This is a genomic window from Saccharopolyspora sp. NPDC050642 (genome assembly GCF_040654735.1).
Classification (GTDB): domain Bacteria; phylum Actinomycetota; class Actinomycetes; order Mycobacteriales; family Pseudonocardiaceae; genus Saccharopolyspora; species Saccharopolyspora elongata.
Genome location: NZ_JBFAIN010000027.1, coordinates 57,277 through 78,792, shown reverse-complemented (window position 1 = coordinate 78,792; position 21,516 = coordinate 57,277). Strand labels below are relative to the sequence as shown.

General features: G+C 67.4%; 18 protein-coding genes. 4 read left to right on the top strand and 14 right to left on the bottom strand.

Going from position 1 to position 21,516, the window contains the following annotated elements; all coding sequences use genetic code 11:
* Window positions 1-19 precede the first annotated feature (19 nt).
* Both AB0H93_RS31205 and AB0H93_RS31200 read left to right on the top strand, forming a co-directional pair.
* The gene (locus AB0H93_RS31205) at window positions 20-2,857 is read left to right on the top strand and encodes a molybdopterin-dependent oxidoreductase (RefSeq protein WP_358577297.1); all 2,838 of its coding nucleotides are present in this window, start codon (window positions 20-22) and stop codon (window positions 2,855-2,857) included.
* Window positions 2,858-2,916: 59 nt separating this feature from the next.
* Entirely contained in the window at window positions 2,917-3,984 is a 1,068-nt protein-coding gene (locus AB0H93_RS31200; protein ID WP_358577294.1) for an Mrp/NBP35 family ATP-binding protein, read from the top strand.
* Here AB0H93_RS31200 and AB0H93_RS31195 read toward each other — a convergent pair.
* The 11 genes from AB0H93_RS31195 to AB0H93_RS31145 all read right to left on the bottom strand — a co-directional run bounded on the left by AB0H93_RS31195 (window position 3,973) and on the right by AB0H93_RS31145 (window position 15,119).
* The gene (locus AB0H93_RS31195) at window positions 3,973-4,905 is read right to left on the bottom strand and encodes a LysR family transcriptional regulator (RefSeq protein WP_358577291.1); all 933 of its coding nucleotides are present in this window, start codon (window positions 4,903-4,905) and stop codon (window positions 3,973-3,975) included. The two genes, AB0H93_RS31200 and AB0H93_RS31195, sit on opposite strands and share 12 nt — an antisense overlap.
* 114 nt (window positions 4,906-5,019) lie before the next feature.
* The gene (locus tag AB0H93_RS31190; protein WP_358577289.1) at window positions 5,020-5,865 is read right to left on the bottom strand and encodes a hypothetical protein; all 846 of its coding nucleotides are present in this window, start codon (window positions 5,863-5,865) and stop codon (window positions 5,020-5,022) included.
* A 97-nt stretch (window positions 5,866-5,962) separates the two neighbouring features.
* Window positions 5,963-7,297 carry a Dyp-type peroxidase gene (locus tag AB0H93_RS31185; RefSeq protein ID WP_358577286.1) on the bottom strand — a complete coding sequence of 445 codons (1,335 nt, stop codon included), beginning with the start codon at window positions 7,295-7,297 and terminating at the stop codon, window positions 5,963-5,965.
* Between the two features lie 20 nt (window positions 7,298-7,317).
* Window positions 7,318-8,331, bottom strand: a complete 1,014-nt coding sequence (locus AB0H93_RS31180; RefSeq protein ID WP_358577284.1) for a hypothetical protein — start codon at window positions 8,329-8,331, stop codon at window positions 7,318-7,320.
* Between the two features lie 44 nt (window positions 8,332-8,375).
* Window positions 8,376-8,909, bottom strand: a complete 534-nt coding sequence (locus AB0H93_RS31175; RefSeq protein WP_358577282.1) for a hypothetical protein — start codon at window positions 8,907-8,909, stop codon at window positions 8,376-8,378.
* A gap of 560 nt (window positions 8,910-9,469) precedes the next feature.
* Entirely contained in the window at window positions 9,470-10,357 is an 888-nt protein-coding gene (locus AB0H93_RS31170; protein WP_358577280.1) for an alkaline phosphatase family protein, read from the bottom strand.
* A complete protein-coding gene (locus AB0H93_RS31165; protein ID WP_358577278.1) occupies window positions 10,354-11,082 on the bottom strand; it encodes an HAD family phosphatase in 729 nt (242 codons plus the stop codon). The genes AB0H93_RS31170 and AB0H93_RS31165 overlap by 4 nt, the downstream gene beginning before the upstream one ends.
* On the bottom strand, window positions 11,079-12,209 hold the full coding sequence (locus AB0H93_RS31160; RefSeq protein WP_358577276.1) for an ABC transporter ATP-binding protein: 1,131 nt from the start codon (window positions 12,207-12,209) through the stop codon (window positions 11,079-11,081). The genes AB0H93_RS31165 and AB0H93_RS31160 overlap by 4 nt, the downstream gene beginning before the upstream one ends.
* Window positions 12,206-13,057, bottom strand: coding sequence for an ABC transporter permease subunit (locus tag AB0H93_RS31155; RefSeq protein WP_358577274.1), 852 nt, complete (start codon window positions 13,055-13,057; stop codon window positions 12,206-12,208). The genes AB0H93_RS31160 and AB0H93_RS31155 overlap by 4 nt, the downstream gene beginning before the upstream one ends.
* Entirely contained in the window at window positions 13,045-13,968 is a 924-nt protein-coding gene (locus tag AB0H93_RS31150) for an ABC transporter permease subunit (RefSeq protein ID WP_358577271.1), read from the bottom strand. Before AB0H93_RS31150 ends, AB0H93_RS31155 begins: the two co-directional genes overlap by 13 nt.
* Window positions 13,968-15,119, bottom strand: coding sequence for an extracellular solute-binding protein (locus AB0H93_RS31145; protein ID WP_358577268.1), 1,152 nt, complete (start codon window positions 15,117-15,119; stop codon window positions 13,968-13,970). The genes AB0H93_RS31150 and AB0H93_RS31145 overlap by 1 nt, the downstream gene beginning before the upstream one ends.
* 230 nt (window positions 15,120-15,349) lie before the next feature.
* On the opposite strand from AB0H93_RS31145, the gene AB0H93_RS31140 reads away from it, so the two are divergent.
* Entirely contained in the window at window positions 15,350-16,069 is a 720-nt protein-coding gene (locus tag AB0H93_RS31140) for a GntR family transcriptional regulator (protein ID WP_358577265.1), read from the top strand.
* 395 nt (window positions 16,070-16,464) lie between these two features.
* Window positions 16,465-16,995, top strand: a complete 531-nt coding sequence (locus tag AB0H93_RS31135) for a hypothetical protein (RefSeq protein WP_358577264.1) — start codon at window positions 16,465-16,467, stop codon at window positions 16,993-16,995.
* A gap of 39 nt (window positions 16,996-17,034) precedes the next feature.
* Here the strand turns inward: AB0H93_RS31135 and AB0H93_RS31130 are convergent, their stop codons facing one another.
* The 3 genes from AB0H93_RS31130 to AB0H93_RS31120 all read right to left on the bottom strand — a co-directional run bounded on the left by AB0H93_RS31130 (window position 17,035) and on the right by AB0H93_RS31120 (window position 21,118).
* A complete protein-coding gene (locus AB0H93_RS31130; RefSeq protein ID WP_358577263.1) occupies window positions 17,035-18,462 on the bottom strand; it encodes an ATP-binding protein in 1,428 nt (475 codons plus the stop codon).
* Between the two features lie 17 nt (window positions 18,463-18,479).
* Window positions 18,480-19,154 (bottom strand): response regulator transcription factor, encoded by a 675-nt coding sequence (locus AB0H93_RS31125; RefSeq protein WP_358577261.1) that lies wholly within the window; start codon window positions 19,152-19,154, stop codon window positions 18,480-18,482.
* 110 nt (window positions 19,155-19,264) lie between these two features.
* The gene (locus tag AB0H93_RS31120) at window positions 19,265-21,118 is read right to left on the bottom strand and encodes an acyltransferase family protein (RefSeq protein WP_358577259.1); all 1,854 of its coding nucleotides are present in this window, start codon (window positions 21,116-21,118) and stop codon (window positions 19,265-19,267) included.
* Window positions 21,119-21,516 lie beyond the last annotated feature (398 nt).

The window sequence follows — 21,516 nt, the reverse complement described above, 5'->3', positions numbered from 1 at the left end:
ATCGGGAGAGGAAACGCCCATGCACGACGAGCAACCACGCCCCGAACCGGCGCTGCCGGGCGCGCGGAACCACGAACACCTGCGCAACTTCCCGCCCGTGTCCACCTGGGACGACCACGTCGAGTACGACGCCAAGGCGCATCCGCGGAAGGTGCCCCGCTCGTACACGCTGGTGCCCACCACCTGCTTCAACTGCGAGAGCGCCTGCGGACTGCTCGCCTACGTCGACAAGGACGATCTGTCCATCAAGAAGCTCGAGGGCAACCCGGCGCACCCGGGGTCACGGGGCCGCAACTGCGCCAAGGGACCGGCGACGATCAACCAGCTCAACGACCCGGAACGGATCCTGCACCCTCTCAAGCGCACCGGCGACCGCGGCGCCGGGCAGTGGCAGCGGGTCAGCTGGGACGAGGCGCTTGACGACATCGCCGCCCGGATCCGTCAGGCCATCGTCGAGAACCGCCACGAAGAGGTGATGTACCACGTCGGGCGCCCCGGCGAGGACGGTTTCGCTGAGCGCTTCCTGAACGCCTGGGGCGTCGACGGGCACAACAGCCATACCAACATCTGCTCGTCCGGCGCGCGGTTCGGCATGACGTTGTGGGCCGGCTACGACCGCCCATCGCCGGACTACGCCAACGCCAACGTGATCCTGCTGCTGTCTTCGCACCTGGAAACCGGGCACTACTTCAACCCGCACGCCCAGCGGATCATGGAGGGCAAGCAGGACGGCGCGAAGCTGATCGTGCTGGATCCGCGGATGTCCAACACCGCCTCGCACGCCGACACCTGGCTGGCGCCTTGGCCCGGCAGCGAGGCCGCCATCCTGCTGGCGATCGCCTCGCACCTGCTGCGCACCCGCCAGATCGACGAGGCCTTCCTGCGGCGCTGGTTCAACTGGCAGACCTACCTGCGCGAACTGCACCCCGACGCGCCGTCGGACTTCGGAACCTTCCTCGACCGCCTGGAATCCGACTACGCCGAGTACACCTTCGAGTTCGCCGCCCGGGAGGCACGGGTCCCGGCCAACAAGATCGCCGAGGTGGCCGAAACCGTGGCCGCGTGCGGCGGCCGGCTGGCTTCACACGTCTGGCGTTCGGCGTGCGCGGGCAACCTCGGCGGCTGGCAGGTCGCCCGTGCGCTGTGGTTCGTCCTCGCGCTGACCGGCAGCATCGGCGCGAAGGGCGGCACGAGCCCCAACGGCTGGAACAAGCTCATCCCGCACGGGCCTGCGATGCCCGCGCCGCACGACCACTGGAACGAGCTGACCTGGCCGCGGGAATACCCGCTGTCCACCAACGAGATGTCCATCCTGCTGCCGCACTTCCTGGCCGAGGGCCGTGGCCGCCTGGAGATCTACTTCTCCCGCGTCTACAACCCGATCTGGACCAACCCGGACGGCTTCACCTGGATGCAGCAGCTCACCGACCCGGCAAAGGTCGGCCTGCACGTCGCACTGACCCCCACCTGGTCGGAAACCGCGGAATTCGCCGACTACGTGCTGCCCATGGGCCACGGCGCGGAACGTCACGACACGCACTCCTACGAGACCCACGCGGGCCGGTGGCTCGGCTTCCGCCAACCGGTGCGCCGAGTCGCGATGGACCGGCTCGGCCGCGACTACACCGACACCCGCGACACCAACCCCGGCGAGGTGTGGGAGGAGAACGAGTTCTGGTTCGAGCTGTCCTGGCGCATCGATCCGGACAACGCGCTGGGCATCCGCAAGCACTTCGAGTCGCCGTACCGCCCGGGCGAGAAGATCACCGTCGACGAGTACTACCGCTGGATGTTCGAGAACCAGGTGCCGGGACTGCCGGAGAAGGCGGCCGAGCAGGGAATGACACCGCTGGAGTACATGCGCCGCTACGGCGTCGTGGAGATCGACCACGACGTCTACCGCCAGGACGAGCGGGAACTCACCGAGGCCGAGCTGGAGGGGGCGGAAGCAGATTCGGATGGGGTGTTCCGGCGGCCGGTGACGCTGGAGTCCGCGCCACCGGTCGTCGGCGAGGCCGGATCCGTCGGCGTGCGGCACGACGACGGTTCGATCACCGCCGGCTGGCTCACCCCGTCGCGCAAGCTCGAGGTGTACTCGACGACGATGCGCGACTGGGGCTGGCCCGAGCACGCCACCCCGGGATACATCCGGTCGCACGTCGCCCACAGCGAGATCGACACCGCCGCCGGTGAACTCGTGCTGGTGCCGACCTTCCGGCTGCCGACGCTGATCCACACCCGGTCCGGGAACGCCAAGTACCTGAACGAGATCAGCAACACCCACCCGCTGTGGTTGAACTCCACCGACGCCAGGCACCACGGGGTCGATACCGGCGACCTGGTACGCATCAGCACCGAGATCGGCTACTTCGTCTGCCGCGTCTGGGTGACCGAAGGGATCCGGCCGGGCGTATGCGCACTGTCGCACCACATGGGACGGTGGCGACTGCACCCCGGCGAAGGCAGCAGGTGGGTCTCCGGCATGGTCGAACTGTCCCACCCGGACGGTCAGCACACCTTCCTGCTGCGGCACAAGACGGGAATCGCACCGTTCGACTCCGATGACCCGGACTCCGCGCGCATCGACTGGCAGGACCCCGGCGTGCACCAGAACCTCGCATTCGCGGTGCATCCGGACCCGTGGTCGGGCATGCACTGCTGGCTGCAGAAGATCAGTCTGGCCCCGGCCCACTCGGAAGACCGCTACGGCGACGTCTACGTCGACACCCGGCGCTCCCGCGAGGTGTACCGGGAATGGCTCGCCAAGACCCGAGCCACGCTCGGCCCCGACGGCCAGCGACGCCCGGAGTTCCTGATGCGCCCGGTGCCACCGGTGCGCCGCGCCTTCCGCGCCTGACCCACGGAGGTATGCCGATGTTGAAACACGGGACAAGACCCCGCCTCGACAGCGGGTTGGTGCGCACCGCTGTCGGCGCCGTGGAGGACCCGGAGCTGCACCGCGGTCTCGCCGAGCTGGGCATGCTCCGCGACGTCAATGTGGACCGCCGGGGTCGGGCGCGCATCGAGATCGCCCTGACGACCTCGGCGTGTCCGCTGCGCGAGTCGCTCCGCGAAGCCATCAGCACCGCCGCAACCGACGCCGGCGCCACCTCGGTCGAGGTCGGTTTCAGCACCATGTCGGAGCGGGAACGCATGCAACTGGCCAGCAACATCCGAAACGAGCGGCCGCGGGGGCTAGATGAGCGGACCCGGGTCTACGCCGTGGCCAGTGGCAAGGGCGGCGTCGGGAAGTCCAGCGTGACGGCGAACCTCGCGGTTGCTCTGGCTCGGTCCGGACAACGTGTCGGTGTGCTCGACGCGGATGTGTGGGGCTACTCGATCCCGCACCTCTTCGGCGTGCGGCGCAACCCGATCGCGTTGAACGGGATCATGTTGCCGGTCGAAGCACACGGCGTGCGGCTGATGTCGGTCGGATTCTTCGTCGACGACGCCGAACCCGTGGTGTGGCGCGGCCCCATGCTGCACAAGGCGTTGGAGCAGTTCCTGGTGGACGTGCACTGGGACGATCTCGACGTGCTGCTGCTCGACCTGCCCCCGGGCACCGGTGACGTGGCACTTTCGCTGCTGGAACTGGTGCCGCAGGCCGCGCTGCTGGCGGTGACCACACCGCAGCCCGCAGCGCAGAACGTAGCCGCCCGCGTCGGCCGAATGGCTCGCGACCAGCGGATGCCGATCGCCGGGGTCGTGGAGAACATGTCCTCGCTGGTTTGCGGGTCGTGCGGTGCCGCCACATCGTTGTTCGGCGCCGGCGGCGGTCAACGACTCGCCGTGGAACTGGACGTGCCGTTGCTCGCGCAGGTTCCGCTGGACACCGCAATGCGCGAAGCGGGCGACGCCGGGATTCCCGTGGTGGCGAGCGATCCCGATACGCCGTCCGCGACGGCGATGGCGAAGCTCGCCGCGGAACTGCCGGTGGTGCGGCGCGGCCTCGCGGGCGTGCCGCTGCCACTATCAGTCGTGTGAGCGACGTGTGGCGTGCCGGGACCGCGTCGCCACCCCGACCAGGTCCCGCACCGGTCCCAGCAGCTGATGACCGGACCGCCACACGGCGCGGATCACCCGCCGCATGTCGATCCCCTCAACCGGGACCGCGACCAGCCGACGCTCCACCAGGTCGCCGGCCACCGCGAGCGAGCTGATCACCGCCGGCGCCACCCCCGCCACGGCGGCAGAGCGCACGGCAGTCGTCGAGGAAGCCTCCTGCAGCGGCGGGGCCAACGGGCCGAAGGCGGCAAGCACCCGCTCCAACGTGTACCGCGTGCCGGAACCCGGTTCCCGCTGGATCAACGGGGTCGCCACCAACTCCGCCGCCGGTATCGGAGTGCGCCGACGACTCCACGGGTGGCTCGGCGCCACCACCACCTCCAGCCGGTCCGCAGCCACGTCCTGGCTGTCCAGCCCCTCGGGCACCGACGGACCCTCGACGAACCCGAGCTCCACCTCACCGCCGAGCACCGACCTGGCCACCTCAGCCGAATTGGCCAGCCGCAACGACACCTTCAACTCCGGCGCCTGTTCGTGCAGCACGACCAGCCAGCCCGGCACCAGGTACTCGGCCGCCGTCATGCTCGCCGCGACACCCAGTTCATGCGCACGTTTCTCCCGCAACGCGCTGATCCCCGCATCCAGCACCGCCGCGGACTCCACGACGTCGCGGGCCCAGTCCGCGACGAGCGCACCGGCCGGAGTCAACCGCGAACCGGAGGTGGAACGCTCCAGCAGCCGCACACCAACCAGCCGCTCCATGTAACGGATCCGGGAACTCACGGCAGGCTGCGAGATGCCGTGTTCCCTGGCCGCACGGTTCAAGCTCCCCAGCCGTGCAACGCTGAGCAGAACTTCGAGCGCGCCGATCTCCGGCATCCGGGGCGACAACGGTGCCACATCCCGAATCCTACGAGCGGCACGCCGTGTTGGGGACCTTTGATCGGGTGAGTCGGCCTGCCCTGGTGAGTGAAGGTCATCGTGACCGATCATTTGATCTCAGTGTCGAGCAGTTCAGCGGTTGCCGTCGCTGCGGGTTTTGCTGCGCCGTAGGCCGAGGATCGCCGCGATTGGCAGTGCTGCCGCCAACCCGGCGAGCAGTACCGCGGCGAGCGCGCCGAGGAGCGCCGGCTCGTCTCCGAAGGCGATAACGACGGCAGCTAGCGCAGGCCCCACGTTACGCACCGCTGCGACGCTTCCCATCGTGGTGCGGCGCACCGCCGGGCCTGTTGCCAGCAGCGTTCCGGCGACGAAGGCCGCGGTGGCGAGGGCGAACCCGGCGAGGAGCGTCAGCGAACCGAGCAGTGCGACGACGTCGCGCCAGTTGCCCAGCAGCATGCCTGCCAGCACGATCAGGAAAGTCACGTTCGAGACCTTGGCTGTGGCGGGGTGCCAGGATCGCGCCACTGCCGGCGTGCATCGGCGTAGCAGCAGGCCGACGGCGAACGGAATGAGCTGCAGGATCGCCACGGTCAGCACCAACGCGCCGACGTCGAAGGACACTCCTGGACCGACCTTGGCGATGGTGAGGATGCCGTTGGCGGTCGGGCCGAAGGTCAGGCTGCCGACAGAGGCGAGCAGGACCTGCATGGCCGCGCCCGCGACCACATCCCCGCTCTGCACCATGGCCAGCTTCGCGCCGAACGGCCCGCCGGGTGACGAGGCGACCAGGATCAACGCGATGAACGCCGCAGTGGGCAGGCCGAGCAGCGCACCGATGCCCCAGCCCAGCAGCGGGAGGACCACCAGGTTGCCAAGGAGCACCAGCAGGAGCAGCGGAAGGTCGGCGAAGATGTCCTGCAACGCCGAGATGGTGGTCCCCAGACTGGCGGCGAACATCGTGGCGGCGATGAAGATCACCGTGACGGCGTTGAACAGCAGATGCAAGGTGTCCATGGGCCATTCCACCTCCGGTGGCGCCCGTGCTGAAGCGCGCCGCGGTGCTCGCCATCGCGGGTCAGTCCTGGAGATCGCCCAGCCAGCGCAAGGCACTCAGTCCGGGCAGGAAGCAGTACTCGCCCCCGCGTGTGACCACGAACCGCGGCAGCGGCGGCAGACGCCGACGCACGGGCCGCCGGGGGATGATGAAATCGGTGAGGCCCTCGTGGGCTCCGGCTACCGGGTCCTTGGTGTTGCCTGAGCCGAAGAAGACTCCGTCGTTCAGCCATTCGGACTGGACGAACTCGAACTGCCGCCCGAGGTGGGCGCCGATGAAGGAGAACATGAGTCCGCGGTCCACACCGTCGTCCTCCATCACGCTGTCGGCGAGCGGCGGACCGTAGACGGCGCCGCGCCTGATCATGCGGTGCAGTCGCACTTCCCCTGCCACCGACGAATCGCGGGGATTGGCGCGGCGGATGTGGCAGCCTCCCGGGGTGATGAACCCCGCCGGGTCGTCGCGCGCGTAGAGGAAGGTGTTGCGGCGATGCGGGTCTGCGCCGAGGGCTGGGTCATCGTGCTGCGGGCTGAGCGCCAGCGGCGCGCCGCTGCGCCAGCGCCCCATGATCTTGGCTGCCAGCAGTTCCTCGTCCTCGCGGCTGGTGGAGTTGTCCTTGAGGTAGCGCCGGAACGCGGCAACCCGTTGGTGGAGTTTGCGGAAGACCGCGTAACTGCCGTTTCGCCCCAACACCTCTGGCCGCGGGGTCTGCACGCCACCTAACTCGTCGGGGTAGCCGAGAACGAACTCACCGGCTCTCAGCGGCATTTCCAGCAGGTTCGACCCGGCGATACCACTGCCCTCGACAGCAGGGTGGCTGACGCCGTCCCGGTAGCCGAAATGCTCGGTCTCGGTAGGCAGCGCATAGCAGTCCTGCCGCCAGATCGCGGTGATGCCGGGCAGGCGGTCGTACGCCGTGCGGGCCCGATCGATGGCCGCCTCCAGCTTTTCGGTATCCGGTGCCACAGCCGCGAACGCCACGTGGACGTCGGCTGTTCCCAGGGGCGCCTCCCATTTCTCGGGCCTGCTCTCACCCACGTCGCCGAGCGCTTTGGCCCGGGCAGCCATCCCCTGCCGGAACTCCCAGGCGAAGGTGCCCAACGATTCGTGCGGTACACCGAGTGCCTTGAGGCCGTGGTAGGTGACCGCGACGCTCACCCAGGTCTCTCCGAGGGGACTGGGCGAGCCCGCAGCAGGGGTGGCCACGGCGCTCGCACGCCGCATCAGCTCCCGCCCGTGCGCCCGGTCATCGATGCGGAAAACGAGGTAGGTCGCCGCGTACGGGGTCGGCCTGGGGCTGAGAACCCCGCGCTGAATGTCATCGAGTTCCAGCGCGACCGGCGCGTGCCCGCTCATGGTCCCGTCTCCTTGCAACACTACTTCGAGACGACGTTCTTCCAGAAGTTCCGCAGGCTTTCGTCACCGCCGAACAACGAGCTGAAGATCGTGGAGTCCGCCAGCAGCACATCACCGGCCCGATCACCGGTCGGGGGCATCCACAGGAAACTGTTGAACTCCGTGTTGCCGGCCTCGGTGAACGGGTGCGGCCTGGAACGGTCGATCGGCTGCCGCGCCAGCACACGGATGCCATCCGGATCGTCCGTCGTCACGGCGTAGTGCGGCAAGTGCTGGTGGAAGTTGAAGGTGGTCACCCCCTCCAGCCACCCTCTGGTGTCCAGATCCCTGGCCGCGGACAACGGGGCGATCTTGTTCGGTTCCCGCACTGCAGGACGCAACCCGTAGCGGTTCTCCACCGGCACCCCCAGCCCGTCCATCAGACCCCGGACGTACCTGGCGAACCGCTGCTGGCGCGGAACCAACGGATCTCCGTGATGGTGGTGCTCCATTTCCCGCACGGTCAGATCATCCGAGGCTCCCACGTCGTGGTGGGGCCCCAGGACCAGGCAGGTTCCCTCCCGCTGGAGGAATTCCCGCAACGCATCGATCTCTTCTGGCTCGGCGTCCTGCCCCGTGATCATGTGGTCCAAGCCGAAGACGAACAACGTGTCGGTGTCCGCCAGCACCCGATCATCCAGCAAAGTCCGGAAACCGGCTTGATCGATGCGTTGATACACCGGCACAGCATGCCCAGTGGTCTCCTCCACGAACGACTGGAACGGCACCCAGGCCCAGAAGAACAACTCCAGAGAACCCGCGATGCCCTGCTGGAACTGCAGCGGGTCGGACCACCTCGGTTCCTCGTAAGCGGGCCAGGCCACCCGCCGGACCTCGGTCATCGTGGAGAACCGGTTGTCCAGCTCAGCCGGGTTCCGGCCGGCCTCGGCCGGATAGCTCCACGCCACGTAGATGCTCACCCGTTTCCGACCCTGGGTGTAGGGGCGGGACACATGGTTCTGGTTGTAGGTGCGGGCCGTCGTGGACTCACTCATGGCGTCTCCGATCCGCAGCGTGACGGGCGGACGGAATCCCGTTCTCACTGCAACTGATCGAGCATTTCGGACAAGGCGCCCTTGATCCGCAGAGCCTTTTTGACCTCATCAGCCGTGACGTACGGATACTCCCCGTACTCGATGAAACTCGGGCAGTGGTGTTCCCGCACGAATCTGACGAACGCCTCCGGATTGGTACGCCAGTCCTCCGGAAATCCCTCAAGATTCTCGAAAGCCGTATTCACCCCAGCCTTGCTGAACAACGCAATGGCATCTTCGGTGTACTTGTCGAAATCGGTGTCGAAGATCCCCTGGTACATGAAACGCGTGTCGTCGTCGAACAGAACCCAGCGCAGGTAGTGCAACTTCAACGGAGCGAGAAGATAAGGATCCTCCTCCAAAGCCTTGGCCAAGGTGTAACCGTACTCGCGGATCGCCTCGGCCCGGCCAGGCTTCACGTTCGCGATGATGGTGAACCCGTAACACGCAGGAGTCCTCGGAAAAACGGGGCCATACTTCCCCTGCTCCAAATTGTCGGTCTCCCTGGGAATGACAACCGCCTGAGGCCTGATCTCCATGCCACCCCTCCGCCACTCAGAAAGAACGAAAGCGCTTACACTTATTCTTCCACACAGCGCCGCTGCAGTCTCACCAAGCAAGCAGGAAAAATTGGATTTGAATACACCTCGGTTCGTCTACATATTCCACATCCATCTCTCAGAACCCATGAGTCACGGACATCCCTCGGGTCAGCCCACAAGCCCTGCATCCAGTGCGAGAAAAGCGTTGACATCGGCCCGGATAGTTGTGCCATTGATCGCGGCAACCGGGTGTGGCTCCAGCTTCCTCCGGCCTCAGACCTGCCGGGCGGGGGTGGAACCGGCGCCCGCCTGGCGCGAAGTTCTGGATGAGCGTCCTGGTTGGACTGAAGAATCCGGCGAGCACGGACCCCAAGCGGCTCCTACCGCCGTTCCGCGCCCAAGTAACCGAGGGGCAGCTTTCTCCACCAACCCTGGTCAAATGGAAATGCGTCTGGTAGCGCACCGCCGCCAGGTCCGGGGCCTGGCCGAGGACGAGGAAACCAGCAGGATGGGCTTGGATGGGAGTCTTCGCGTGTGCGTGAGTGCAATGCTGGGCGCTACCGCTCCCGGGAGCTCTCGTCCAGCAGGAGTTCCACCAGTTCGTGAGGCGAGACCGTCCTGGGCCAGGGGGTGAGCGATCCGCCGGCCTGCCAGCGCAGGATGAAGGAGTTCCGTTCCTCGGGGGTGCTCCCGCCGTGCCCTCCCTCGTCCAGATGCCCGTGATCCGCCACCACCACCAGGAGCCAGTTCTCGGCGTGTTCATCCGCCCGGGCCTGCACGGCCTGGCGGATGCGGCTGATGTGCCGGTCAACCCGGGCCAGCGCCGCCTGGTACTGCTCGCTGCGGGCGCCGTAGACGTGCCCGGCATCGTCCACATCGCAGAAGTACACGAAGGCCACATCGGGAACGCGGTGGGACGTGAGCGCCGCGAGGGTGAAATCGGTGATCTCGGCGTCGATGCTGACGAATCCGTGGGTTTCACCGTCGCGGCAGATGACGGTGTGCAGCCCGGCCTTCTGCTGCTCGAGCCGCTGGTGGATGACCGGCCCCAGCCCTTCCGGGGAGACGAGCGGCGGCCAGCCCGCGGCAGCGAAAGTCCTGGTCGAAAGGTCCTGGTAGAAGGCTCGGGAGAGCAGGTCCGGATGGCTGAAGAGCCGGTGCCCCACGAAGGAATTGTCCTTCACCCCGTGCTCGGCGTGAGTCGTCCCCGTGAGGATGGAGGACCATCCCGGGCCGGACATGGTGGGCACTTCCATCACCATGGGCTGAAGTTCGCCCTCGGCGGCCATGGCGCGCAATGCTGGGGCGGCCGGGGAATCCGCCGCGAGGTCCCAGCGGAGCCCGTCGATGCCCAGCAGGATGATCCGGGGCCGGCCGGCGGCAGGAGGCGTCGGGCAGGTGGGAGTGTTCACTGTCGTCACCGGTTTCGTGATCGGGGTGGTCATCGCTCGGAGCCTCTTGCCTGTGCCAGGAGCGGGATCGTGACCTCTTCGAGGGAAGTGATGATCGTGCGGCCGGGGGCGGCGTCGATCGGGACGGTGGACGGTACGACGACGACGGGGCAGCCGGCTGCCTCCGCTGCGGCGAGGCCAACGGGTGAGTCCTCCACCACCACGCACTCGGCAGGCTGGGCTCCCAGCCGTCGCGCGGCCTCCAGGTAGGGATCAGGGGCAGGCTTCGAGACGGCGGTGTCCTCGAAGGCCACGATGAGCGTGAACAGCTCACGGCCGAGCCGTTCCCGGACCAGCTGCACCACGCGGCGGGGCGAGGCCGACACGATGGCCGCTGGGATCCCCTGCCCCGCCAGGAGGTGGAGGAGCTGCAGGGCTCCTCGCCGGGGCACGACCTCCTGGGCCACGAGGGCTGTGAAGGTCTCGTCGAGCCGTGCGGCGAGTGCGCTGGCAGACGGGGTGGCCGCCGTGGACGCAAGGTACGCGGCCGTGTGCTGGGACGGGCGCCCCACGACATCAGGCCGGTCCTCCGGCCCGAGCGTCCTGCCTAGGTTGCGGGCCACCGTTTCGACGGCGTCCCACCACAGCCGTTCGGTGTCCACGAGGGTCCCGTCCATGTCGAAGAGCACAGCTGCGGGCAGAGCCATTCCGGCGCTTTCCGGTGCCGTGTGAGCCTGCGCGCCGTCGGGCAGGGCGGTGGTGTCCTGGTGCGGCATCATGCGGCGGGCTCCCTCTCCCTGGCCTGGTCGATCAGGACGGGCCGTTCCGGGAGGCTGAGCCGGACACGTGAACCGACCGGAACGGTGGACGCCACGGCGGTGGGGACATCGGCGAGGGCTTCCTGGCCACTGTCCAGGCGCACCGTGAGGCGCGTCGTCGCTCCCAGGAAGGACGCAGCCACGACTTGTGACCGGCTTTCCGGTGCAGCGCTGACAGCGAGGGCTTCGGGCCGGACGAGGACGTCGATGTCGCGGGTGTCGTGCTCGGTGGCCGCGCTGCCGCTGCGAGCGGGGAGGTGTGCCTGGACAGGGCGGGTGAGGCCCAGAACGTCCACCTGGGTGCCATCGCTGTTGAGACGGCCGGGCAGGCGGCTCATGGTGCCGACGAACTCGGCGACGAAGGGGGTGGCAGGTGCGTTGTACAGCTCGTCCGGTGTGGCGCAATGTTCCAGGCTGCCTGCCCGTATGACGGCCACGCGGTCCGATATGGACAGTGCCTCTTCCTGGTCGTGGGTGACGAACAGAGTGGTGATGCCCAAGTCCAGCTGGAGGCGGCGAATCTCGTCGCGCAGGGACTGCCGAACCTTCGCGTCGAGGGCGGAGAGTGGCTCGTCCAGCAGCAGCACCCGGGGCTCCAGGGCGAGGGCACGGGCGAGGGCCACTCGTTGCTGCTGGCCGCCGGAGAGTTGCCGTGGGTAGCGGCCGGCCTGGGTGGGGAGTCCGACGAGTTCGAGGAGTTCGCGGGCCCGGGCCCGGCGCTTTGCACTGGGGACGCCTTGCATGCGCATTCCGAAAGCGACGTTGTCGGCGACGGTGAGGTGGGGGAAGAGGCTGTAGGACTGGAACACCATGCCGACGTCACGGCGGTGTGCGGGAAGACCCGTGATGTCGCTGCCGTCCACCAGGACCTCGCCGGAGTCAGGGTGCTCGAAACCGGCGACCATGCGCAGCGCCGTGGTCTTCCCGCAGCCGGACGGGCCGAGGAGGGCGAGCATCTCGCCGGGGTTGATCGTGAGGCTGAGTCCGTCGAGGGCCGTGGTGGCGCCGAAGGACCGGCGCAGTTCGCGGAACTCCAGGCCCGCGCTGCAGGTGGCAGCTGGGGGCCGGGAGCTGGTGGTGGGCGTCATGAAGTCCCCTTGGACGCTTTGGAGCGGCCGAGCTTCGCGACCGCAAGGAGGATGAGCCAGGTGCCGATCAGGCCGACCATGGAGACGGCGACGGAGAGCTGGGCGTGGGCACCGCTGATCGCAACAGTCCAGACGGCGAAGGGCTGGAAGCCGAGCAGTGCGGAGACGGCGTATTCCCCGAGGACCAAGGCGATGGTCAGGAAGGCGGTGTTCAGCAAGGCTTCCCGGAGGTTCGGGAGGATCACGAGGAACAGGGCCCGGGGCCAGGACGCCCGGCAGGACCGCGCGGCCTCGACCAGGACCTTCAAGTCGATCGCGTTCAGGCCGGATTCCAGGGTGGCATAGGCCAGGGGCAGGGCCATGAGCGTGTAGACAAGCACCAGGATCAGCGGGAAATCGGGCTGCTGGAGGGCGGCAAGCACGGGGAACCCCGGGGTGTCGTAGAGCCAGTCGGTTCCCCAGCGCAGGACCGTGGTGATTCCGGCACCGAGAGCCACCGCCGGGACGACGAGCGGGAGCATGCAGACGACTGCGACCACGGCTTTCGCGCGGCGGACAGCAAGGCGTACGGCGAGCAGGGCCGGGAGCAGCAGGCCGAAGACGAGCAGGATCGTGGCGGCTGCCAGGAGCAGTGTCAGGCCGAGGCTTCCAGCGAGCCCTTCGGTGGTGAAGATCGCGGTGTAAGCGTCCAGGCTGGGCGTCTGGCGAGGGTCACCGAGCCCGAAGGTGAAGGCCAGTGCGCAGAGGACGGGGACCAGGAAGTAGACCGCAGCGGCGGTGAGTACGACGTTGGAGCCGAGTCGGGATTCCTTGGTCGGTGCCGGGCGAGAGCCGGTCAGGACAGCCATTTCGAACTCCTTCGCTGCAGCAGGAGCTGGATGCCCATGACGATCCCGGCCACGATGATCATGTTCATGCCGAGTGCGAGGGCGACATTGCCCTGGTCCACGAGGACGTCACCCGTCAATGCCGAGGCGATCTTCACGGTCACCAGGGGGATGGAGCTCCCCACCATGGCGGCAGCCGTCGCGTAGGCGCTGAAGGCGCTGCCGAACAGCAGAACGAAGCCGCTGAGCAGCGTCGGGAACAGGATGGGGAAGGCCACATGCCGCCAGTACTGGAAGCCGGTGGCGCGGTTGTTCTGCGCGGCCTCCCGCCATTGGGGTTTGAGGCCGTCCAGCGCCGGCGTCAGGGTGAGCACCATGAGCGGGATGAGGAAGTACAGGTAGACGATCGCCAGCCCCCAGAAGGAGTACAGGCTCCAGCCTTTGTCTGCGAGACCGAAGAATCCGGTGAGGACGCCGGCATTGCCCAGGGTGGCGACGAAGGCGAAGGCGAGGGGTACGCCGCCGAAGTTCGCGATCACGCCGGAAGCCGAGAGCACCGCCTCGCGCAACCCGCGGAAACGCGAGGTGACGATGGCATTGGCGATCGGCAGGCTGACGACGGTCGCGACGAAGGCGGAGAACGCGGCGAGCTTTATGCTTCCCAGCAGGCTCTCCAGATACGGACCGTCGAAGGTGGCGGCGAAGTTGGCCCCGGTGAACTCGGTGGCGCCGGTGTCGGTCGTGATGGTGACCGAGCCGACGGCCATGGCCATCACGGGCAGGCCGAGCACGATCACGGCGAAGGCCATCAGAGGGGCGACGCCGAGCCAGCCGGTGGCAGACCTGCGGCCCCGGCGCCGGGGCGCCTGGGGCTCCTGGCGCCGGGCCACGCTGGGCGCATCGGCGATGACGGTGGGCGTGGCAGTCGTCATCAGGAGACGGCCTTCGCCCAGTCATTGGATACTGCGGTCTTGGCCGCCTGGCCCTGAGCCTCCGTCGGGAAGGCGACCTTGTCCTCATTGACCTGAGGCAGGCGGTCAAGCGAGCTCTTGTCCACCGTGCCGTCGGCGACCATGACGGGCAGCAGCACGGGGCGGGCGTAGCCCTTCAGCCAGAGATTCTGCCCTTCAGTGCTGTAGAGGAATTCCTGCCACAGGCGAGCAGCGGCCGGGTGCGGCGCCCACTTGACGATCGCCTGGGAGTAGTACTGGGCGAAAACTCCGTCTTCGGGGATGGTGACCTTCCACTCAATCCCCTTGGCCTTCAGCTCATCGGAGTAAGCCGCGTTGCGGTAGTCCCAGACGACGGCGATGGGCGTCTCACCCTTCTCCATCGTCGCGGGTGTCGCCTCGACGGGGTTGAAGTTGCCGGCCTGCTTCAGCTTCGCGAAGAAGTCGATGCCGGGCTGGATGTTGTCGAAGGACCCGCCGTTCGCGAGAGCGGCGGCGAACACGGCACCGAAAGCGGAAGCGGACTCCACCGGGTTGCCCGTGAGCGCGACCTTGCCCTTGTACTGCGGGTCCAGGAGCTCCGAGAACTTGGTGGGGCACTTCGACACGCGACCGGCGTCGCAGCCGATGGAGACATAGCCACCCATGTCGTTGTACCAGAGCCCCGTGGCCTCCTTCTGGGAGTCCGGGATCTTGCCGAAGGACGTCACCTTGTACGGGGCGAGCAGGCCTTGTTTCGCGGCAGCGACGTCGAAATCGTGCCCGACGTCGATGACGTCCGGCGAGCGTTCCTGGCCCTTGCGGGAAGACACTGCGGTGATCTCGTCCTGGCTGGAGGCATCCGGGTTCTCGACCTCAACCTTGACGCCGTACTTCTTCTCGAAGGTGGAGATGACCTCGCCGTAGTTGGCCCAGTCCTTCGGAAGCGCGATGGCGTTCAGCTTCCCTTCCTTCTTCGCGGCGGCGATCAGGGCATCCATGCCGCCGCCTTCTTCGACCGAGGTCACGGTGCGCCAGTCAGTGGCGCCATCCGTTGAGTCGGAGGCACCATTCCCGGACGAACACGCGGCCAGCCCGGACAGCAGCAGGGCCGCGGCACCGATGGCGCTGACGCGACGGAGGGTCGCTTTCATTCGAGTCCCCTAAAGTTGGCTATACAACTTGCGGCCATCACTGTCGCCGGGCCGGGTGTCATGCCGGTGAACGGATGGGCGCGAGAGGAGGAACTGTTGGCGGGCAGTCGATGGAAAAAGGTGCATCTGCAGGACAAAGAGGCGCAACGGGGTATCTTGAGCGGATGGTCAGCGAAAGAGCCGAAGGGAACGGCAAGCGGAGCGGGGCAGGAGCCGTTCGGTATCAAAAGTTGGCAGCCGACATGCGTCGCGCGATTGAGGCAGGAAGGTTCGGCAACGACGGGCGCCTGCCCAGCGAGGAGAGTCTCGCGGAACAGTACGGGGTCTCCCGCGGCACCGTTCGCAATGCCCTGGCGCTGCTTCGAGCTAATGGGCTGGTCACCTCCCGCAGGGGAACCCGGCGGGTGATCCTGGGGACCGCGCGTACCCAGAGCTTCCATGAACTGCTGAGTTTCACCAACTGGGCACGCTCCCTGGGCGAGGAACCCGGCGCCCGGACCATCCATGCTCGCGTTCGCGCAGCGACTGCGGCTGAAGGAGAGCGCCTGCAGCTCAATCCTGGGGACGACATCACCGAAGTGCTCCGCCTCAGGTTCCTCGGACGCGTTCCGGTCATGCTTGAACGCACCGTCTACCCGGTACGGGTCGGTGAGGTCATCGAAACCCTGGCGCCGGATTCGCCCTCGCACACCGGCGCCCTCGATGCCTCCGGCGTCGTCTTCGCAGACAGTGAGCACACCATCGACATCGTCGCTGCCGATGAGACCGACGCCCGCCTGCTGGGCTGCGCCGAGGGCACCGGTCTTCTCCGCGAAGTCCGCCGGGCCACCGACCCCACCGGCGCACCCCTGTTGTGGTCGGAGGACCGCTTCCTCCCCGGAACCGTCTCCTTCACCGTCCACAACTCGGCCACGGTCAGTTCCCTCGCCCGACGCAGAGCACCACGCTGACCGTCAGCCGATAGATACCCCCGCCCTTTCGCCACCAGCGGCACCTGATCCACTCCCAGCGGCGCTCGACCTGCACGGATGGGATCACCGACTGGGGTCCGTCCACTGTGGGCACCTTTCCGCGGTCGTTCGCACAGCGCCCCTCGGTTCGTCGCTGAATCCCTCGCCAGGGCAAGCGAAGCCGGCTGCACCGGGATGCGGATCGTGCGTGCGGACTCGAAGTTCTACACCGCCGGTGTGGTCGGCGCCTGCCGCCGGGCCGGGGCATGCTTCTCGCTCTCGACGGGAATGAACCCCTCGAACCATTCCCGATGATGCTTGGCAACCGCCTTCGCCGGTCACGGAGAGCATGCGACAATCGTGGCGTGCATCGTTCGAGCCCAAGATCTGCCTCGTTGTGGTGGCGACTCGCGACGGTGCTGGCGGGAATCTCACTGGTCGCCGGATGTGGTGGCGCGGCGACGAACGAGGTAAGCGATGCCGGGGATCCTCCAAGCGGCATCGCCATTGGCCCGACGCTGTATTACCTGGAAGGCGACGCCCTGCGACCCGTGATCGTGCGAACGGGCGGGGATGTTGATGGCGTGCCCTACGGCAAGCTCGGTGACGTGCGGGGGGCGGTGCAGTACCTGATGCTCGGGGCAGGACTCAGTGGTTTCGAGGAGACCAAGGGGCTTCGTACCGAGGTGCCCAAGCTCGGCGCGGCACTGGTGGACGTGAACGTCATCGTGACCGATCATTTGATCACCGTAGTTCTCCCGTCCTACGACCTGTCACCGCTGGCCGTTGACCAGGTCGTGTGCACGGCCCTCGCGGTCGATGCAGCGCGCGGCGGAACGATGCGGGAAAAGACCGTCGACATCCTGCTGCACAAAGGAATCACAGGTGATCGGATCGCCGACCGCACCTGTCCAGCGATGAGCTGAATCCACTGCTCACGGAATGCCGCACCGCGCGGCTGCGCATCAAAGCTCGATTGGTCCGCTTGTGTCGTTGTGGCGAGGCAAGCGAAGCACGAACCTGGCCCCTCCTTCCGGCCGGTTTCCGGCTTGGATGTCGCCGCCGTGCAGTCGGGCGTTGGCCTGGGCGATCGCGAGCCCGAGGCCGCTGCTCTCCGAGCGGGTCCGCACCGCGTCCGCCTTGTAGAACCGGTCGAACACGTGCGGCAGCACTTCGGGACGCAGCCCAGGCCCGTGGTCGGTGACCTCCAGCTCGATCCAGTTCTCGGTGTCCCGGAGCACCGCAGAAACCGGCGGTCGGCCGTGGCGCAGGGCGTTGCCCACCAGGTTCGCGACGATGATGTCCAGTCGGCGCCGGTCCAGCCTGGCGAACAGCCCGTCCGGCAGCTCCAGTTGCACGGCCTCGGTCCATCGCCGGGCGTCGAGTGTTGCCCTCACCGCTTCGCCGACATCGACGTCCTCCTGCACCAGCTGGGCCGATCCCGCGTCGAACCGCGAAACCTCGATCAGGTCTTCGACCAGTCGGGTCAGCCGGCGAGTTTCCCCCACGAGGAGCCGGGCCGACCTGGCCGCGTTGTCCGGCATGCGAGAAGCCTCCCCTTCGAGGATGTCGGTCACCGCGATCATCGCGCTCAGCGGAGTGCGCAGTTCGTGGGAGACGTCGGCGACGAATCGGCGGGAGTCGGCTTCCATGCGCCGGAGTTCGGCAACGATGCGTTCCAGCTCCGCAGCGCTGTTGTTGAAGGTGCTCGCGAGCTCGGCCAGCTCATCGTTACCGCGGACCTGGAGCCGCGCGGTGAGGTCCCCGTCGGAAAGCCGGACCGTTGCTCGGCGGAGCTCGCGCACCGGTCGCAGCACTCCCCGGGCGGACAACAGCGCGACCAGCACGGCCAGCGGCACCGCGAGCACGCCCGTCAGCCACGCCATGCGGGCCTGCGCGTTGATCTGCTGCTGGATGGCCGACAGGTCGTGAACGACGTACACCTCCAAACCTGAAGGCACACTCGTGCCGCTCAGCTGCCTGGTCAGCACAGGCATCCCGATTACCAGCGCGGGCCCTTTGGAGGTGCCGACTTGCTGCGCCTCGACCCGCGAACGGGTACGCACAGCTGCCTGCAGCTCAGGCGAGATCACCGGGTCCAGCGGCGTTTCCGGAGAACGCAGATCGTGGTAGACGACGGTGGCGCCGACGGGGAGCTGCGCTGCGAGCGCGTCCAGCGATGGCTGGTCCGGGGGGTACGTCAGGTCCGGAGCGAGCGCGGTCACGCGCTGGCGCACCTCGGCGACTGCCGAGTTCTGGTCCGCAGCCAGCAGGGACGAACGTGCCGTCGCATAACCGGCTACGGTGGCCGCGGCCACGCCCGCCATCGACACCAGCAGGAAACCGAATATCAGCCGAACCCGCAGCCCCCTCAGGAATCGGGGAGACCTCACCGGACCTCTTTCGCTGATCAAACCGGTCCGAAGCGGTAGCCGAAGCCCCACACGGTTTGCACGTAGGCCGGGCTCGCCGGGCTGTCCTCGATCTTGGAGCGCAACCGCTGCACGCAGGCGTCGACGAGCCGGGAGTCCCCAAGGTACTCGTGTTCCCACACCGCCTGCAGCAGCTGCTGCCGGCTGAACACCTGGCCGGGTGTCGCGGACAAGGTGAGTAGCAGCCGCAGCTCCGTCGGCGCCAGCGCCACCCGGATGCCCGCCTTGGTCACCACCAACGAGCCTCGGTCGATCACCAGGTCCCCATGGGTCTGGGCCGATAGCTGCGGTGATGCACCACGACGCAGCACAGCCCTGATCCGAGCATCGAGAACTCGGGGCCGGACGGGCTTGACCACGTAGTCGTCGGCGCCCGCCTCCAGACCGCTGACGACGTCCAGATCGTCACTTCGCGCGGTCAGCATGATGATCGGAACCTCACCGGAGCCCCGGATTCGGCGGCACACCTCGAAGCCGTCCATCCCCGGCAGCATCAGATCGAGCACCACGATGTCCGGCGGCTGCGACCGGAAAGCGGCGAGCCCCTCCTCCCCCGTCGATGCGGTCCGCACCACATGCGCCTGTTGGCTCAGACCCAGCTGCAGACCCTCCCGCACCGCGGGATCGTCCTCGATCAACAACACATGCGACACTCGCACAGTATCGGCTTCGCCTTTTGGTTCGAACACGCCGACCACCCCTCATCGCACAGTTAGGCCGCCCCACAAGTCCGTGCACAATTCGTGACAAATCGGTGACGCGGTCATTTGACCTGGGGCGGGAGCGCCTCGACTACCAGGTCAACGTAGAGGCCGGTGCCGTTCGGGTTTCGCGGGTGCGTGTCATCGTCCCAGAAGACACCCGGGTGGTTCTGCGCCGCGGTGCGCCAGTCGACCACGGTGACGTTCGGCCACCTGGCCTCGGCGTCCGCCAATTTCGCGTTGACCCGGTCCTGCCAGTCCTTGGGGACGCTGATGTTGATCAACACCACCTCGCGCTGCGGTCCGACTTCCCAGATCACCCGTTCCAGGGTGCTCGTGTTGAAGTCTCCGTTGGTGCCCAAGCCGACGACGACCACCGAGCCCAACCTGCCGCTGTCGCGTTCGGACGCGATCAACTCCGGAAGGTCCCACATCTGGCGGCCGATCTTCACGTCCAAGTTCGCGCCCGGCAGCCTTTCCCGCAGTGCGGTGCCGGCTGCCGCCATGACGGAGTCGCCGAAAGCGGTCACCCCGGTACCCGGCACACGACGTTCTTCGATGGCGGGTACCTGAGTTCCTTGGATGGCGGGCACCTCCGTCGACGGAGCGACCAGGGGTGGGGGTGACGGGTTCAGCGGAGTGGTCTCGGCCGCATCCTCGCCCGCAGCGATCTGGGACTGGAGGTCGTTCTTCGGCGGCGCGAGCACCACGCCCGTGACTGCGAGCAGGAGCAGCACCACCACGCTACCGGTGAGGACGGCTGGCCCTGTCCTGGTATCGCCCGTGCGCGATGGAGCGGCCAGTCGACGGATCGTCGCGCGGATACCGTTGCGGCGGAAGGGTTGCTCAACCCAACGGTAGGAAACCGCCGCAGCCGCGAGGGAAACAGCCGTGACCAGACCCACGACCAGGACATCGGAAACAGCGAGACCGCTGGCCGAGAACAGCACGACCGCGGGCATGTGCCAGAGGTAGATCCCGTAGGAGCGCAAACCGATCCACCGGAGAGGTTGCCAGCTGAGCAGGCGACCGAGCCAACCAGCCGTCGGGATCGCCGCTGCCACCACCGCACCGGCGACGACGGCGACCAATCCGAAACCGCCGGAATACAGGAACTCGCTCGACCCGCTCAACAGTACAGCCATGAAGGCCAGCGCCACTGCTCCGGCCAAGCCGAGCACGCTGAGCACGCTGGCGCCGGGTCGTTTCAGCCCGGCCAACCACTGCGACGGCATCGCGATCGCCAACGTGGCTCCCAGCAAAAGACCGAACGCATGCGTGTCGGTCCCGTAGTAAACGCGCGACGCGTCAGCTCCCGGATCGTGCAGCACGATCATCGCGATGGCGGAAGCACAGGCCATGGCGAACGCGATGCAGGCGCGCGCACTCCGACGGCGCACCAGGCGCAGCACCACGAGCAGAACCAGCGGCCAGACCAGGTAGAACTGTTCCTCCACGGCGAGCGACCACAGGTGCAGGAGCAGCGACTGGTCCGAGAACTGGGAGAAGTACGACGCCCCGCTGACGACGCCCCACCAGTTGCTGGTGAACGTCACCGCCGCCAGCAACTCGCCGCCGATACCGGACAGCAGACTGGGTTTCAGAATCGTTGCTGCCGCCGTGGCGACTGCTAGGACCACCAGCACCGCCGGAACGAGCCGGCGGACCCGCCGTACCCAGAACGTCGTCAGATCCAGACCACCCGTCTGCTGCCACTGGGCGCACAGCTGATCCGTGATCAGATACCCGCTGATGACGAAGAACACGTCCACGCCGAGGAATCCGCCCGGCAACCACTCCTCGTTGCCGTGGTAGACCAGCACCATCAGGACCGCGAGCGCCCGCAGGCCGTCGAGCCCCCGTGCGTATCGCCGTTTCGCGTCGCCGGTTCGGTTCTCCGCCGGTATCCGCTGCATCCGCACTGTCTGGTCGGCAGCAGGTTCACGACCGAGCGGTGGCGTGCGAAGTGGAACTGTGTCAGCCATCCCCAGCGGTACCGGTCTCATCGGGGCCGTGTCTGCGGTGCCCCTTGGCGTTGCTGCCGTAGGAGCGGCTTCCCCGATACCGTGCCGTGGCGTCATGCGACGCCTCGTGTTCATCTAATTACCCCTTGCTACAGCGATTGGTCACAGCTAAACCGGCGACACGAGCCCGCACGTCGAATTGGCGGCCATGTACGAGAAGACCATTCGAAAGCCCGCACCGGCGGATGTCCGGCGCGGTTTCCCCGGTCGTCAGAGGAACCGCTCAGGCATCAGTCCCGCGAGCTCCCGACATGTGGACAGACGCGAACCCTGCATGGATGTCCTGCACG

Excerpts from the sequence above, each read along its gene's own strand:
- AB0H93_RS31160 (WP_358577276.1), bottom strand. The coding sequence starts at position 12,209 with ATGACGCCCACCACCAGCTCCCGGCCCCCAGCTGCCACCTGCAGCGCG.
- AB0H93_RS31180 (WP_358577284.1), bottom strand. The coding sequence starts at position 8,331 with ATGAGTGAGTCCACGACGGCCCGCACCTACAACCAGAACCATGTGTCC.
- AB0H93_RS31120 (WP_358577259.1), bottom strand. The coding sequence starts at position 21,118 with ATGCAGCGGATACCGGCGGAGAACCGAACCGGCGACGCGAAACGGCGA.
- AB0H93_RS31170 (WP_358577280.1), bottom strand. The coding sequence starts at position 10,357 with ATGACCACCCCGATCACGAAACCGGTGACGACAGTGAACACTCCCACC.
- AB0H93_RS31145 (WP_358577268.1), bottom strand. The coding sequence starts at position 15,119 with ATGAAAGCGACCCTCCGTCGCGTCAGCGCCATCGGTGCCGCGGCCCTG.
- AB0H93_RS31175 (WP_358577282.1), bottom strand. The coding sequence starts at position 8,909 with ATGGAGATCAGGCCTCAGGCGGTTGTCATTCCCAGGGAGACCGACAAT.
- AB0H93_RS31165 (WP_358577278.1), bottom strand. The coding sequence starts at position 11,082 with ATGATGCCGCACCAGGACACCACCGCCCTGCCCGACGGCGCGCAGGCT.
- AB0H93_RS31185 (WP_358577286.1), bottom strand. The coding sequence starts at position 7,297 with ATGAGCGGGCACGCGCCGGTCGCGCTGGAACTCGATGACATTCAGCGC.
- AB0H93_RS31150 (WP_358577271.1), bottom strand. The coding sequence starts at position 13,968 with ATGACGACTGCCACGCCCACCGTCATCGCCGATGCGCCCAGCGTGGCC.
- AB0H93_RS31155 (WP_358577274.1), bottom strand. The coding sequence starts at position 13,057 with ATGGCTGTCCTGACCGGCTCTCGCCCGGCACCGACCAAGGAATCCCGA.
- AB0H93_RS31205 (WP_358577297.1), top strand. The coding sequence starts at position 20 with ATGCACGACGAGCAACCACGCCCCGAACCGGCGCTGCCGGGCGCGCGG.